General features: G+C 69.2%; 11 protein-coding genes and 1 pseudogene. 2 read left to right on the forward strand and 10 right to left on the reverse strand.

The window, feature by feature from the left end; translation table 11 throughout:
- Nucleotides 1–139 precede the first annotated feature (139 nt).
- From ACZ6TI_RS44515 to ACZ6TI_RS44525, 3 genes are read right to left on the reverse strand one after another with little or no spacing between them, the layout of a single operon-like run.
- Nucleotides 140–727, reverse strand: a complete 588-nt coding sequence (locus ACZ6TI_RS44515; RefSeq protein WP_465351347.1) for a CBS domain-containing protein — start codon at nt 725–727, stop codon at nt 140–142.
- 22 nt (nt 728–749) lie between these two features.
- Nucleotides 750–1,769, reverse strand: coding sequence for a type I glyceraldehyde-3-phosphate dehydrogenase (gene gap, locus ACZ6TI_RS44520; protein ID WP_465351348.1), 1,020 nt, complete (start codon nt 1,767–1,769; stop codon nt 750–752).
- A gap of 46 nt (nt 1,770–1,815) precedes the next feature.
- On the reverse strand, nt 1,816–1,989 hold the full coding sequence (locus tag ACZ6TI_RS44525; protein ID WP_465351349.1) for a hypothetical protein: 174 nt from the start codon (nt 1,987–1,989) through the stop codon (nt 1,816–1,818).
- Between the two features lie 597 nt (nt 1,990–2,586).
- Between ACZ6TI_RS44525 and ACZ6TI_RS44530 the strand changes: the two genes are divergently transcribed.
- Nucleotides 2,587–3,264: a hypothetical protein gene (locus ACZ6TI_RS44530; protein WP_465351350.1), complete on the forward strand. Its 678-nt coding sequence runs from the start codon at nt 2,587–2,589 to the stop codon at nt 3,262–3,264.
- A 229-nt stretch (nt 3,265–3,493) separates the two neighbouring features.
- Here ACZ6TI_RS44530 and ACZ6TI_RS44535 read toward each other — a convergent pair whose 3' ends face one another.
- On the reverse strand, nt 3,494–4,312 hold the full coding sequence (locus ACZ6TI_RS44535) for an SAM-dependent methyltransferase (protein WP_465351351.1): 819 nt from the start codon (nt 4,310–4,312) through the stop codon (nt 3,494–3,496).
- Nucleotides 4,313–4,536: 224 nt separating this feature from the next.
- Here ACZ6TI_RS44535 and ACZ6TI_RS44540 point away from each other — a divergent pair, with 224 nt between their 5' ends.
- A complete protein-coding gene (locus ACZ6TI_RS44540; protein WP_465351352.1) occupies nt 4,537–4,821 on the forward strand; it encodes an integrase core domain-containing protein in 285 nt (94 codons plus the stop codon).
- 700 nt (nt 4,822–5,521) lie between these two features.
- Here the strand turns inward: ACZ6TI_RS44540 and ACZ6TI_RS44545 are convergent.
- The 6 genes and pseudogenes from ACZ6TI_RS44545 to ACZ6TI_RS44570 form a co-directional block, all read right to left on the reverse strand.
- Nucleotides 5,522–6,805, reverse strand: a complete 1,284-nt coding sequence (locus ACZ6TI_RS44545) for a glycosyltransferase family 39 protein (protein ID WP_465351353.1) — start codon at nt 6,803–6,805, stop codon at nt 5,522–5,524.
- Between the two features lie 838 nt (nt 6,806–7,643).
- Nucleotides 7,644–8,363, reverse strand: coding sequence for an IS6 family transposase (locus ACZ6TI_RS44550; RefSeq protein ID WP_465351354.1), 720 nt, complete (start codon nt 8,361–8,363; stop codon nt 7,644–7,646).
- A 508-nt stretch (nt 8,364–8,871) separates the two neighbouring features.
- On the reverse strand, nt 8,872–9,120 hold the full coding sequence (locus ACZ6TI_RS44555; protein WP_465351355.1) for a BBE domain-containing protein: 249 nt from the start codon (nt 9,118–9,120) through the stop codon (nt 8,872–8,874).
- A complete protein-coding gene (locus tag ACZ6TI_RS44560) occupies nt 9,101–10,312 on the reverse strand; it encodes an FAD-binding oxidoreductase (protein WP_465351356.1) in 1,212 nt (403 codons plus the stop codon). Before ACZ6TI_RS44560 ends, ACZ6TI_RS44555 begins: the two co-directional genes overlap by 20 nt.
- 76 nt (nt 10,313–10,388) lie before the next feature.
- On the reverse strand, nt 10,389–12,956 hold the full coding sequence (locus ACZ6TI_RS44565; protein ID WP_465351357.1) for an ATP-binding protein: 2,568 nt from the start codon (nt 12,954–12,956) through the stop codon (nt 10,389–10,391).
- Between the two features lie 499 nt (nt 12,957–13,455).
- Nucleotides 13,456–13,734 (reverse strand): annotated as a pseudogene (locus ACZ6TI_RS44570) (transposase); the annotation flags it as partial.
- Between the last annotated feature and the right edge of the window lie 15 nt (nt 13,735–13,749).

Consider the following 13,749-nt stretch of genomic DNA (forward strand, 5'->3'; position numbering starts at 1 on the left):
ACACACCCTATCCCTCCCTATCACACCCCCCCCCCCCCCCCCCCCCCCCCCCCCCCCCCCCCCCCCCCCCCCCCCCCCCCCACCAACCCCCCCCCCCCCCCCCCCCCCCCCCCCCCCCCCCCCCGCCGTTCGGGCCGGGTCAGCAGCCGGTCAGGGCGACCCCGGTGACACCGGGAACCGAGCGCGTCAGGACCGCGACGACGGTCTTCTCGGTGTCGTCGCGCAGCGTCCCCGCGACCGTGGCGATCCCGTCGTGCACGGTGACCGTCCATCGGCCGGCCTCGCCCGCGTACTCGTCCAGCCGGTGCTGGATCTCCCGGATCAGCACGTCGTCATCGCGGATCGCGGCCCGCAGAATGTCGCGCCGGCTGACGATGCCGACCACCCGGCCGTCGTCGACGACCGGCAGACTGCGGACCTCGTGCTGGATCATGACGGCGGCCACGTCCGAGACGTCCGCCTCCGGCGTGGTGGTCAGCGGTCGCCGGGACATCACCTCGCGCACGGTCTGCGGAGGCGCCGGGATCTCGCTGTCGAGGTCACGCCAGAGATGGGCGGTGGGGTCGGTGGGCACCCGGTGCTCGAGCAGATCTCCCTCGCTCACCATGCCCACCAGCCGCCCGTCGTCGTCGATCACCGGCAGCGCCGTGACCGCCTTCTCGGCGAGCAGCGCCGCGGCGCTCGCCACCGACCAGTCCGGCCCGGCGGTGTGTACCGGTCTGGTCATGATGTCCCGGGCACGCATGCCGTCAGCCCGCAGCGGCCAGTTGCTTGGTCAGGTCGACGAGGCGGCTGGTGTAGCCCCACTCGTTGTCGTACCAGCCGAAGACCTTGACCATGCGCCCGCGCGCCTGGGTCAGTGCGGCGTCGAAGACGCAGGACGCCGGGTCGCCGACGATGTCGGAGGACACGATCGGGGCCTCGGTGTAGCGGATGATGCCGTGCATCGGCCCGTCCGCCGCGGCGGCCGCTTCCACCGCCTCGTTGATCTGCGCGGCGGTGACGTCCGTGCCGAGCTGCAGCGTGAGGTCGCTGATCGAGCCGTCGATCACCGGCACCCGCAGCGCCACCCCGTCGAGGCGGCCGGCCAGCTGCGGCAGCACCAGGCCGACGGCTTTGGCCGCACCGGTGCTGGTCGGGATGATGTTGACTCCGGCGGCCCGGGCCCGGCGCGCGTCCTTGTGCGGAGCGTCGAGCACGTTCTGGTCGTTGGTGTACGCGTGCACCGTCGTCAGATAGCCCTGCTCGACCGTGAACGCCTCGTGCAGCACCTTCAGCAGCGGCGCGACACAGTTCGTCGTGCAGGACGCCGCCGACAGGATCTGGTGCCGCACCGGGTCGTACGTGTCCGCGTTGACCCCGGGCACCAGGGTGGCGTCGACACCCTTGCCGGGCGCCGAGATCAGCACCCGGCGAGCGCCCGCCTTGAGGTGCAGCGCCGCGTCGTCGCGGGTGCGCAGCCGGCCGGTCGACTCGATGACCAGGTCGACACCCAGATCGGCCCACGGCAACGTGTCCGGGCTGCGCTCGGAGAACGTCGGGATGCTGTGCCACCCGACGTTGAGCACGTCGTCCGCATAGCCCACCTCGTGGCCGAGGCGGCCGAACGCGGAGTCGTACTCCAGCAGGTGCGCCAGGGTGGCGGCATCCCACAGGTCGTTGATGGCGACCACCTGGAAACCGGCGTTGGAGATGTCCTGCTCCAGCAGCCGGCGCAGGTAGTTGCGGCCGATCCGGCCGAATCCGTTGATCGCGATGCGGTAGGTCATGGTTCCTCCAGGTCTTGTCCTGGTTCCTCCAGGTCTTGTCCTGTCTTCAGCCTTCCGCCAGGACGGCCCGGCGGGCAGGGCCGAAGGACCCCGCCGGACGGGTCAGGCTCACCACCTCGTCCACGTCGGACAGGGCATCGGTGCGGTGGGTGATCAGCAGGACCGTGCGATCGGCCGCGGCGGCTGGAGCAGACGCCGCACGCTCTACGGCGGCGACCATACGGCCGGCCGCGACGACAGCTACGCCGCCCCGGCGGCCGACGCGGCCCGCATTCGCGCTATGTACACCCGTCCCGGCTGGACCCGCCAGGGGCATCGGTTCGCTGCTGCTGCAGCTGGGAGAGAACGCCGCGCAGGCTGCCGGATACACGGCCATCGAACTCGGCGCAACCCTGTCCGGCGAGCCGCTCTACCGGGCGCGGGGCTACCGCGAGATCGGCCGCCAGACGCTGACGGGCGCCAACGGCTCACCGAGCGTCGTCATCGTAATGCACAAACCACTCTCACCCGCCGGGCGCCGCTGATCAGAACGCCAGCGACGCTACCCTCGCCCAGCGCCGCGGTCGTCCAGCGGTTCGCGGCAGAACAATGCAGTCGACCTTGGCATGAGAGATCCATCTGCGGGGTGCATGCGCGGCGGCTGAGGAGCCACGCGGGCTGCCGCGCCAGTCACGGCAGGTCAGTTGCGAAAGATTCTCGTCTACGTCGTGGAGCGCCCGGGGATCGGTGGCTTGCCGAGGAGGGCATGCGGACCGAGTCGGCAGCGCTGGGAGTACGGTGTGCGCGTTCCGAACTCGCGGCTGGGAGGCCTAGGACAGTGAGCAACGACGAGGAACAGGTCACCGCGCGGGCCACCGAGCGCCTTGGTGCGCGGCCGGTTGGCCCGGACAGGTCGGTGGTTGCCCGTGCGTCGGCGGAGGAGACCGACACCCAGGTCTGGTTCGACGAGTTGGGCTGGCGGCTGGTCCCGTACGAGCAGATCCGGCAACGTTGGGCTGCTGACACCTCGTGTTTCGATCAGATGGTCGGTGAGGACTTCTTCGCCGAGTCCTACCCGTGGCTCAGTGACGTTCCAGTGCACTCCGGCGCGGTGCGCGTGCCCGGTGACCTGTACCTCTACTCCGGTATGGACACCGACCTGTACGTCATTGACGGCGACCTCACCGTGGACGGCGTACTGCGTATCTTCGACCACACCGAGTATTGCGGCCTCGTGGTGACCGGCGACCTTACCGTCCACCACCTCATGGTCGAGTTCCACGCCCGGCTGCTGGTGCTCGGCGCCCTCCGGGTCGACGGTGTCGCCTACTTCGACAGCAGCGACGCGGCGGAGGTCGAGGTCATCGGCCCGGTCAGTGCCCGGGCGTGCGTCGTCAACAACGGCTTCGTCGTCTTCAACCAGTCGGACAGCCTTACGCACGACACGAGCGTGCTCATCGACCAGGACTGCGACCTGCTATACGCGGCGATGCGGGCCGGACAGCCGCTGGCGTGACACGGATCGGAGCGGGCAACGGGCATCCAGCTCCCATGCCGCGAATCGCCGAGTGTGGACGGTCGGCGAGATACGGCCGGATGTAGACGTCGAGCCCGGCGTCCAGAGCGTGCTGGGCGGCTGCGATTTGCCGTTTGGGTATCAGTGCCGATCAGCATCACCGTCGTGCAGTGCAGGTCCTCGCGGATCGCGCCCGGATCCGCCATGGCCCAAGGGCACGCGCGGCGCGTCAGGGCTTTCGGCCCACCCCGCCAAAGTCATCTACCTCTGGGATCTGACTGACGTCGGCGGAGGCGGGGCGCCAGCGGGTCACCGACACGACACCCGGCTCCAAGATCTCCAGACCGTCGAAGAAGCGCGCGAGCCGCTCCGGGGTCCGGTTGACGCGCGGATTCTCGCCGGTTTCATTCCACTGCCGCACCATCTCGTCCATCGCCTCGCCATGGATGACGTTGGTGTCGTCGTACACGACGAGGTAGCTGCCCGAGGGCAGCGCCGCAAGCAGCCGACGCACGATGGCGTACGCCTCATCGTCGTCCGTTATGTGGCCCAGGATTCCCATCAGCATGAGCGCGACAGGCTGCGTGAAGTCCAAGATCTTCTCGGCCTCGCGCAGGATCTGGTCAGGTTCGCGCAGGTCGGCATCGATGTAGTTGGTGGCACCCTGGGGAGTGCTCACAAGCAGTGCGCGGGCGTGGGCGAGCACCAGCGGGTCGTGGTCGACGTAGACGATGCGCGATTCCGGGGCCACCGACTGGGCGACCTCGTGGGTGTTGTTGACCGTCGGCAGACCGGTGCCGATGTCGAGGAATTGGCGGATCCTCATCTCCCGGGTCAGATGCGTCACCGCGCGTACGAGAAAGGCCCGAGCGGCAACGGCGATCTCCACGATGTGCGGGTTCAACTCCCGGATCTGATCACCGATCTCGCGGTCGACGGCGTAGTTGTCCTTGCCGCCCAGCCAGTAGTTCCAGACCCGGGCCGACTGCGGCACGGAGCTGTCGAGCTTCGGCCGGTCCTGACCTGGGGACGGTGCGTTGTCTGCCACGGGAATGCCACTCCTCAATTCCTGTCGTGTCGCGTCAATTCGACCCGCCCACAACCTAGACCTGCGGCCAATCCCTCAGCAGGCTGGACTCCGCTGTCCGACTTGTCCAGTCCGGCGCAACCGCCCGGTATCAAAGGCCTGCCCACCCACAGATACCGCCGGCCGCTGCACGACACCGCGACCGCCAGCGACCTGGTCAATCGCGAGTTCACCCGCGGCGCCCCGTGATCAAGACACCGCCGCAGGCGCCCCGCGCGAACGCGCACTCCGAGCGCTGGGTTGGCACGATCCGACGAGAATGCCTCGACCGGATCCTCATCACCGGCGAACGACACTTGGCAATGGTCCTCGCCCAGTACACGGCGCATTACAACGGGCACCGGCCACATCGCTCTCTTGGCCACCGACCACCCGCGCCACGCTCACAAATCGCCAACCAGCCCACCGCCGACGTGCAACGGCGACCGATCCTGGGCGGACTGATCAACGAATACGCGCAGGCCGCGTAGCCAACCGAGATTGTGGGCCCCACAGGCCTCTGCGATGAGCGCTGTGCCCGGCTCACGACCTCGGTACGGGCGCGACCGAGTTGGTCACGACGGTCGACCAGCAGCCGCAACGCCATAGTGGTGTCGTCCACGACGACATGCCGCAGGCCGTCGGTGCGCGGGGCGACCACGGCGACGCTGCAGGCGTCGACCGGGTCGGTATTGCGGCCCTGGCCGCTGGCGAAGACCCCGGGCCCGGGCGGACGGCTTCGCCGGGACGTCCAACACGGTCTCGCCGTCGGCCGACCAGGCGCTGGGCGACGTGCCGGCCTACCTGCGGATAGGTCGTATCGGAATGACGATTATTGCTGACGGGTGACGGCCCGCACCAAGGCTGTCGATCACGCATGGATCACACAACGGACCACGCGAGGACCAGCCTCGCCCTTGTAGTAGCTACCGGGTCCGAGTCTGCCGTAGCCGACCCCGGTACGTCTCATTGGCAACCGCTCCGCACAGGTGCAGATACGTCGGCCCTGCGACCAGTGGCGCCAGCCAGGGGCCGCCCGTGCACCCCCCGCTCGGCAGGTCCAGGATCGAACATCCAGGGCGGACCCGTCGGTTTGGCACCAGCTTCGGGACGCGTCTCCGGGTCGCGGCCGCCCACTGGTACGCCGTCCTGGAAACGGCCGATTGCGGGACGACGCCCACCCGGCGCCGCTCAGCCTGGCCGTTGATAGAGGGCGATGGTGGCTCCGGATATCCGCCACAGGGCGACCCGCTGGAAGTCGTCCCGCAGAACGCCTCGAGCCGTCGGTGTCCGTACTGTTGGATCGGTCGGGTGGTCGTTGACCATGAGCCACACCCGTTGGACGCCGGCCAGCCGGGTGGCCCCGTCGGGATACTCCTCGGCGATCAGGCTCGCCGACTGCGCCGCCGAGCGGCGCAGCAGCACGTCCCGCGGCCGGTACGCCGCCTCGATCTGGTAGTAGTCCACTCCGGCGCGCAGCGTCCGGCTGCGGTCCTGGTACAGGATCGCGTCGCCGGGCAGGCCGTGGCGCTGGAAGAGCCGGACGGCACCCCGGTAGTCCGCCCCGTTCTTCGCCGTCGGTTCGCGCACGTCCCGCTGCCCCGGGTACACCGTGGCCGCCACCACGGCTAGGACCAACACAATGCGCAGTAGCTGAACCGGTCCCGCAGGATCGGCCCGCACGGTGGCGATTGCGGCCAGCAGCGCCAGCGGCGCCAAGACCACGAGCAGGTAACGCGGTACCCACAGCGGCTGGACGAGCACCGAAATGACGGCGAGGGCGGCCGGCGGAGCCAGCAGGAGGGCGCTAATCTCGACCATCCGGTCGATCGGCCGCCACGCGGCAAGCAGCGCCAGGCCGATCAGCAGCCACGCGGCAGGCCTCGAGCCGACCAGCGCGGCGGGTGCCGCGCCCAGCCCGCCAGGTGTTACCGGACCCGCCCAGAACGCTGTCTCGCGCTGCCCGGCCACCAGCCAGAACAGCGGCACGAGCATCAACAGGGCCACCAGCACGGTCGCCGCCCACGCAGCCGGCGTCCGCCACGATCGCTGACGCCGCCACTGGTACCCGACCGCGACGGCGTGCGCGGCGAGGGTGGTCAGGGCGACGATGTGGCTGAGCCCGAGCAGCACGACGGCCAGGCCGTAGCCGATCCACCGGGCCGCTCCCGGACGCTGTTGCGCGCGGTGCAGCAGCAGCAGCGCCAGTACGGACAGCAGGCAGCTGAACGCGTACGGACGGGCCTCCGCGGCGTAGCGGGAGGTGTTGGGTATCAGGCAGAGGAACAGCCCGCCCAAACCGCCGACCAGCGGGCTGAACAGCCGCCGGCCCAGCTCGCCGGCAAACCCGACCGCGACGGCCATGGCCACTATCGAGGGCAGGCGCAGATCCCACACCGATGTGCCGGCCAGTTGCGTCCAGGCGTGCATCAGGAAGTAGTACGTCCCGTGGGCGGCATCGACGTTGTGGATCATGGCCCAGATCTGTCCCGTGGACCGCCTCGCCACGTCGGCTGTGGCCACCTCGTCCCAGCTGAGTACCGGTCGGGTGGCGCCGACAGCACCGATCACTCCCATGAGCAGGCCTGGACCCAGGCTAGGCAGCAGCAGGCGGATCAGATAGCCGCGGAGGTGGGGTCGAGCCCCCGAGCGGGCGGACGACAGGGAGCCAGGCGGCTCCACCTGACCGGCGGGCACCCGCGAACCCGATCCCCCCAACGGAGGCTGGACAGATTCCGACGGTGTCGGATGGGGCGTTCCGGGCATGGCTCTCCCCTACGTCGCCGGGATACCAACCGAACCTAAAGGCCCCGCCACGACCCATGCCAGGAACCAGCGGAGCCAATCTCGGGAGCTCAGAACGCGATTCAGTGCGCTCACCAAACAGGTGCCAGCCAACCGACTCCCCCGACTCGTCGCGGGCTCCAGCCACGCGCCACGACTCGTCACTAGGCGGCATCGTCGGTCCACCAGCAGCACGAGCCGACATGGCCAGCGGACAAAGAGGTAGGAGGTCGACCGTGCCGCCGTGCTTCGGCATGGCATAGACAACCGATCGAGGGTGCCGTACGACTCTGGTGTGGACAGCGCATTGTTCTTCATCTTTGCCGGGGCCGTCGTGGTAGGTCAGAGCAGCCTTCCAGAGTTTGCGTGGCTGCCGCCGCTACATTGGCTGGTTCCTGCGAGCAGATGACGTACTCGGGCGAGGTCGGCTGCGGGCGGAACATCGATGACGGCCACCCCGAACATGCCTACGCCGGCTCCGTTGCATTATCTGTTCGGCGAGCGCGACGAATTCCTCGGCCGCCGCCGGTCAGATGGCTCGAGCGAGACAGGTGAACGCCGCGGCGAGTCTGGTGGCCGGCGGAGTGTCGAGTGCGATGTCGTAGTGGCCGCGTCGCAGATTCTGTACGAAGGCGTGCCCGGCGATGACCACTTGGGCTGTCCGATCGGTCTGGAGTCCGCGCATAGGTCGCAGTCTTCGCTTGAGCTGGCCGTGATCGGCCTCGATCGGATTGTTCGCGTACTGCTCGACGTGGTGCCAGGCCGAGGGGAGCAGCTCGTCGAGCACGGCACGGTAGACCAGCGCGGCGTCGGTGACCACCTCACTCGGCGTCAGCTTCAGCGTCCGCAACGCCCGGGCGAAGAACCGGCGGGCGGCCGTAGCGTCCCGGCGCGCCGAGAGCAGCACGTCCATGACCTGACCGTGCTGGTCGACCGCCCGGTACACGTAGCGCCACACGGCGTTGACCTTGACGTACGTCTCGTCGACATACCAACGGTCGCCAGGTGAGTGGCGAGCGAATCGGGCGGCACCGGCCAGCAACGGGGTGAACCGCTGCACCCATCGGTACACCGTCACGTGGTCGACCTCGATCCCGCGTTCGGCGAGCAGCTCTTCGACATCGCGGTAGGAGAGCCCGTAACGCAGGTACCACCGGACCGCCACCACGATCACCTCGGCCGGGAAGCGGAACCCGGTGAACGCGGACGGGGGAGGCGACCAGAGACGTGAACGCGCGGCATGCTTCACCGGTCAAGCCTGCCTTGATCCCCGACGAGCTAACGCAACTGAGCCGTCGCGCCTGTTCAACGGAGAGCGCCGGTACGGAGGCCGAAACCCAATGGCTCGTCACGCCGTGTCGGAGCGAGCACGGCCCGAGGGTCAGCGAAATACTCCTCGGCGGTTTCGTCGAAGACCGCTAACGACTGCCTGTCGTCTCGCTGTGTACGGCGTCTCCCGTCACGCACATCATCGACCGCGCACAGGCCGAGTAGGCCATGCGGTCTCCAGCAGATACACGGGGCCGCCGTCGCCGAATACGTGGATGTCGGCGCCGCTCACCCCGTAGGCGAAACCCGCGACCGCGGTGATCTGTTGGGTCACCGCAGACGGGGCCGGACCCGCCGCAGCGCTCACTGGGGTGGCCGCTCCGTGGCCGGATCTGCCGCCGGCAGGGCGGCATAGTGATGGACGATGACTCCCCGCCCTGCGCGCCGTACGCGCTGGCCCCAGGGCCCGCTTGGCTGCACGGTGAGTATCAAGTTCGAAACGGCGAACCCCGGTCTGCCCGCTCATCGGGGGCCGCGTCGGGCGCGATGTTCTGGTTGACGTGGAACGCGTTCCCGGGATCGTAGCGGCGCTTGACGTCGACCAGCCTCGCGAAGTTGTCGCGGTAGCTGGCTCGCACCCGGTCGGGACCCTCGTCGTCCATCATCATGTTCACGTAGGCGCCGCCGGCCGAGTGCGGGTGCAGGGCGTCGTGGTACTCACGGGCCCACGCCGTCATCCGGTCCAGGTTGGCGGGCGCGGGGTCGACGCCCACGATCACCTGGGCATACTTCGCCTGACGGTAGGCGTACGCCGTCTCCTCGGCACCGATGCGCTGGGCGGCACCGCCGACCGGGTAGAGGTGCATGGTCGACTGCGGCGTCGGGAGCCTGCTGCCGTACTCGACGTGGATCGCGATCGCGTCGTCGGTGAGATCGTCGACGAAGTCGGCCTTCCAGTACCACTGCAGGCCGGGGGGGGAAAAGCGGGTCGAAGACCGATTGCAGGGCCGGCCAGGGCACCTCACCAACCCCGTCGAGCAGCGGGTCGAGCGCGCGCATCGGCGCCAGCAGCTCCGCTGCGTCGGCGGCGGGCCCGTTGAAGCACCACATGACCGCAGCCACGGTGCGTCCCCGCAGTTCGGCGGGGAAATCATCGACAGTCGGGACGACGAGGAAGCCGAACCAGCCGTTGAGGTTCTCCGGCGCCTCCGCGAGGAGTCGATCCCACGCCCGCATGACCTCGTCCCCGCGCGTGACGTCGAAGAACATCGGTCCGGCCGCGACGTTGCGCACCGGGTGACCGCGGAACGAGAAGGAGGTCACGACACCGAAGTTGCCCCCGCCGCCGCGCAGCGCCCAGAACAGATCCGGGTGGCGCGCGGCGTCGGCGGTGACCATCGTCCCGTCGGCGAGCACCACATCGGCGGCCACCATGCTGTCGATGGTGAGCCCGAACTGCCGGGCCAGATAACCGATTCCGCCGCCCAACGTGAGGCCGCCGACGCCGGTAGAGGAGATGAACCCGCTCGGCACAGCCAGCCCGAACGGATGAGTCGCGTGATCGACATCGCCCCAGACGGCGCCACCCTCGACCCGGACGATGCGCTCGGCCGGATCTACGTGGACCGAGCGCATCGCCGAGAGGTCGATGACGAGCGCGTCGTCCCACACGCCCAGACCGCCCGCGTTGTGACCGCCGCCGCGAACGGCGATCGTCAGGCCAAGGGCACGTGCCGTAGAAACGGCAGCCATCACGTCGGCGGCATCGACGCAGCGGGCAATGACGCGCGGGCGCCGATCGATCGCGCCGTTGTAGACGGCGCGGGCCTCGTCGTAGCTCGAATCGCCGGGCTCGATGAGCTCCCCGCGGAAACCGGGCACATCGATCCGCCCGCTCCGTTCGGACTTCGCAGTGGTGTCAGTGGTCATGCCGGAGACGCTAGGAGCCGCCCAACCCCGCAGACATCGGGATAGCGCCCCCAATTCTGCGTCGCCGACCCCCAGATCAGACGAAGCCGCTGATCCCGAGACGCCGCGCGGCCTCGGCGGCCTCGAGCCGGGAAGTGGCTCCGAGCTTGGTCAGCACCGCTCCGACATGGTGCTCGACCGTCTTCGGTGACAGCACCAGCTCGCCGGCGATCTCGGCGTTGGACAGGCCTCGCCCGAGCAATCGCACCACCTCCAGCTGTCGGTCGGTGAGCCCACCGGGGTTGCGACGGGTACTGCTGGCTCGGCCGCGCGGCGTAGCAGCACCCAGGTCGCGCAGCCGGCTTCTGGCCAGCGGAAGGACGGCGGCGGCGCCCAGCCGGTCGAGGATCTCGATTGCTTCAGCGACGTCCCCAGTGCTACCCGAGCCGAGCAGCGCCAGCGCCTGTGGGTACGGTTCGCCGAGTTGCTCCCATGCCTCGGCCGCCAGCCTCGGCGCGCCGGCCAACTCCAGGGCGTACGGCTCGAGCAGCCCCCCAGGTACGTCGCCGAGTACTCCGCCTCGCCAACGCCAGATCGCCAGGCCGCCGACCTCCCAAGGCGAACCCTGCCGGAGCGCAAGCTCGTAGACGTCGCGGGTTACCGCGTCGATTCCGGCGGCGTCGTCATGCAGCCACGCCCACTCGGCTCGCAGGCAGGCCATCGGCAGCAGCCGCTGCAGCTCGGCGGTGGCCAGGGCAACCTCCCAGCCATCGTGCAGCAGAGCGGCCGCATCGGGCTCACCGCGGCGCATCGCAATGCTCGCCCGGACCACCAAGGACGGCGCCCGGTTCATGTTCGGTGCCTTCTCGACGTCCAACTGGGCCGCCGTGAAGTCGCCCGTCGCCAAAGCCAGCAGAGCGCGCGTGACATGCAGGTAGTCGATGTAGATCTGCAGTCCCCGATCGTGGGCCAGCGCCATCGCCTGCTCGAAGAGCCGGGTCGCGGCCGGGATCCGGTGGGCGGTCATGCACCTCCAGGTGGCGTTGACCAGAGCGCGGCACGCAGTATCGTCGTGACCGAGCCGGCCGGCCGTCTGGGCGGCCTCGAAGAGCAGCTCCAACCCCGCGTCCAGATCGCGGAGGGCCACAGCGGTGCCGATGTTGACCCGGGCATGGACGACCGTCTCGGTGTCACCCAGGGCCTCCGCGATCTCAGCCGCTTGCTCGCCCAGCATGATGGCCTCCTCGACGCGTGGGGCCAGCATCGCGAGTTGGGACTTGTTGCTGAGCGCCATCGCAAGCTCCCGACACGGCGCAGCATGGTTGAGCCGGGTCACGAGAATGTCGACAGCCTCCTGGGCGGCAGCTTCGGCACTCGCGCGGTCACCGCTCGTCCACCGCACCCGAGAGAGCCAGCGCAAGGTGTCGCTGGTTCGGCGCGGATCACCTAATTGCCGACGCAAGGCAAGCGCACGCTCGCGGGCGTGCACGGCAAGGTCATCCCGTCCGGCCGAATACGCCTCAGTCGAGAAGTCGTCGAACGCGTCGGCACGTTCGCCCGGCGCCAGCAGCTCCTCGTGCTCCAGCACCTGCTCGAACAGGTCCGCGGCCTCCCGGTGCGAGCGGGAAGCGGCAGCCTGGTTGGCCGCGCTGAGCCCATGCCGGACCACCGCGGCGGCGTCGCCAGCGCGCCAGGCGTGGTGGGCGAGCCTGGCATCGGGAGCCTCGACGGCGATGAGTGCACGGAGGACCGCGCGATTGTGCTCGCTTCGACGCTGACCCGACAGCGACTCCTCAATCACCCAACGCGCCAGCTCGTGCCGGAACCTGATCCCGTCACGATCGGCCGTGAGCAACCCGTGTCTCTCGCACGAGGCGACATCGTCTTTCCCACCCAGACACGCTTCGACCAGCCACGGCTCCGCCCGGCCTGGCACGACACTGACCAACTCCGCGGTGGCCCTGGCGCTTCGCGGCAGCCGTCCGAAGCGGCCGAGAACGGCATCGCGCACGCTGGCCGGCACCCGCTCCATGCCGGAGGCGAGCGCTTCAGAAACGAAGAAGGGGTTGCCCCCCGTGACGCGATGCACGGCCTCAGCGTCGACACCCGGTGCCGTCAGGCGTCGTACGGCGTCGAGGCTCAATGGCGCCAGTCCGATCCGCCGGCAATGAGAGGAAGGTGCTGCGGCGAGGGTGCGGTGCAGGGGGTGGTCGGCGGGCATCTCGTCGTCACGAAATGTCAGCAGCAGCAGGAGCGGCAGCTCCGGCACGCGTCGCGCCAGATAAGTGAGCACGTCGAGCGTTGCCTCGTCGGCCCAATGCACGTCGTCCACGACGCAGATCGTCGGTTCGGAGCGCAGCACCTCGTACAGCTGACGCCCGGGATGCGTGGCCAGGTCGGGCCGGTCGACCAGCCCGTCGACGAGCTCGAGCACAGCGCCCAACGGCCGCGGCGCCAAGAGATCGTCACACCCTCCACTCAGCAGACGACGGCCGGGAGCCAACCCCGCCAGGAACTCCCGCACGAGGCTGGTCTTCCCGATACCGGCCTCTCCATGGACGAGCACGAGCCGGCCCCGGCCGCGATCCAGAGCCTCGGCCGCCGCGTCGAGCTCAGCCCGCGGACCGGACCGCTCCAGTAGCACCATCCGGTCATCCTCGCGCATCGCACCGTGCGTTTCTAATCGTGCTCTGGTGCCGTCTGCGTTGTGGTGGAGAAGACGGCTCTGTTCGGATCAGGCCGCGGACCGCACACGCCAAGCCGACGCCTGCGCAGCACGCCACCGCGCCGGCTCCCGGCGGTGCGCACAGCGCTGCCCTGGCGAGGGATCTTCACACGAGCCACTGCGGCAAGGTCATGCCACCGAGTGACGCACCGTTCCGGGACTGACGCTTCTCCCAACGTTCTCCCCGGTCAGCTACGGAGGCCTGGGCAGCTATGGCTGTCTAGGCCTTCGCACTATTGCGGCCGATCCGACCACCGACCAGCTACCGGGAAAGTGCGACACGGCAGCCGAGCGCTTCTTCGCCTACGAGGCGCCCAGCGGACCAAAGATGGAGTGCGTACTTCTCGGCATCCGGATCTGCCCGATGACAGCGCATTGCCAGCCACAACACCCCTGGGCAACACCAATGCGAGGGTGCGAGTCCTCAGTTCGTGAAAATAGCGGTCTTGAGGATCTCGTTCGCCCGGCGCAACTCCGCGTTCTCCCGGCGCAGCCGCTTCAACTCCGCTGACTCCTCCGTGCTCACTCCGGCGCGCTGCCCACCGTCAACCTGGGCCTGGCGGACCCATTTGCGCAGTGTCTCCGCGGTGCCGATGCCGAGCTTCTGGGCGACCGCAGTGATCGCGGCCCAGTCGGACTCGTAGTTCGGCCGCACCTCGGCGACCATCCGCACCGCCCGCTGTCGCAGTTCGGCGGGGTACGGGGAAGGGCGTGACATGACTCGATCCTCCAC

This window comes from Actinoplanes sp. NPDC051388, from assembly GCF_055586225.1.

Coding starts and splice junctions, on each gene's coding strand:
- gap (WP_465351348.1), bottom strand. CDS start 1,769: ATGACCTACCGCATCGCGATCAACGGATTCGGCCGGATCGGCCGCAAC.
- ACZ6TI_RS44515 (WP_465351347.1), bottom strand. CDS start 727: ATGACCAGACCGGTACACACCGCCGGGCCGGACTGGTCGGTGGCGAGC.
- ACZ6TI_RS44560 (WP_465351356.1), bottom strand. CDS start 10,312: ATGACCACTGACACCACTGCGAAGTCCGAACGGAGCGGGCGGATCGAT.
- ACZ6TI_RS44525 (WP_465351349.1), bottom strand. CDS start 1,989: ATGGTCGCCGCCGTAGAGCGTGCGGCGTCTGCTCCAGCCGCCGCGGCC.
- ACZ6TI_RS44545 (WP_465351353.1), bottom strand. CDS start 6,805: ATGATCCACAACGTCGATGCCGCCCACGGGACGTACTACTTCCTGATG.
- ACZ6TI_RS44555 (WP_465351355.1), bottom strand. CDS start 9,120: ATGACGGCGTGGGCCCGTGAGTACCACGACGCCCTGCACCCGCACTCG.
- ACZ6TI_RS44565 (WP_465351357.1), bottom strand. CDS start 12,956: ATGCGCGAGGATGACCGGATGGTGCTACTGGAGCGGTCCGGTCCGCGG.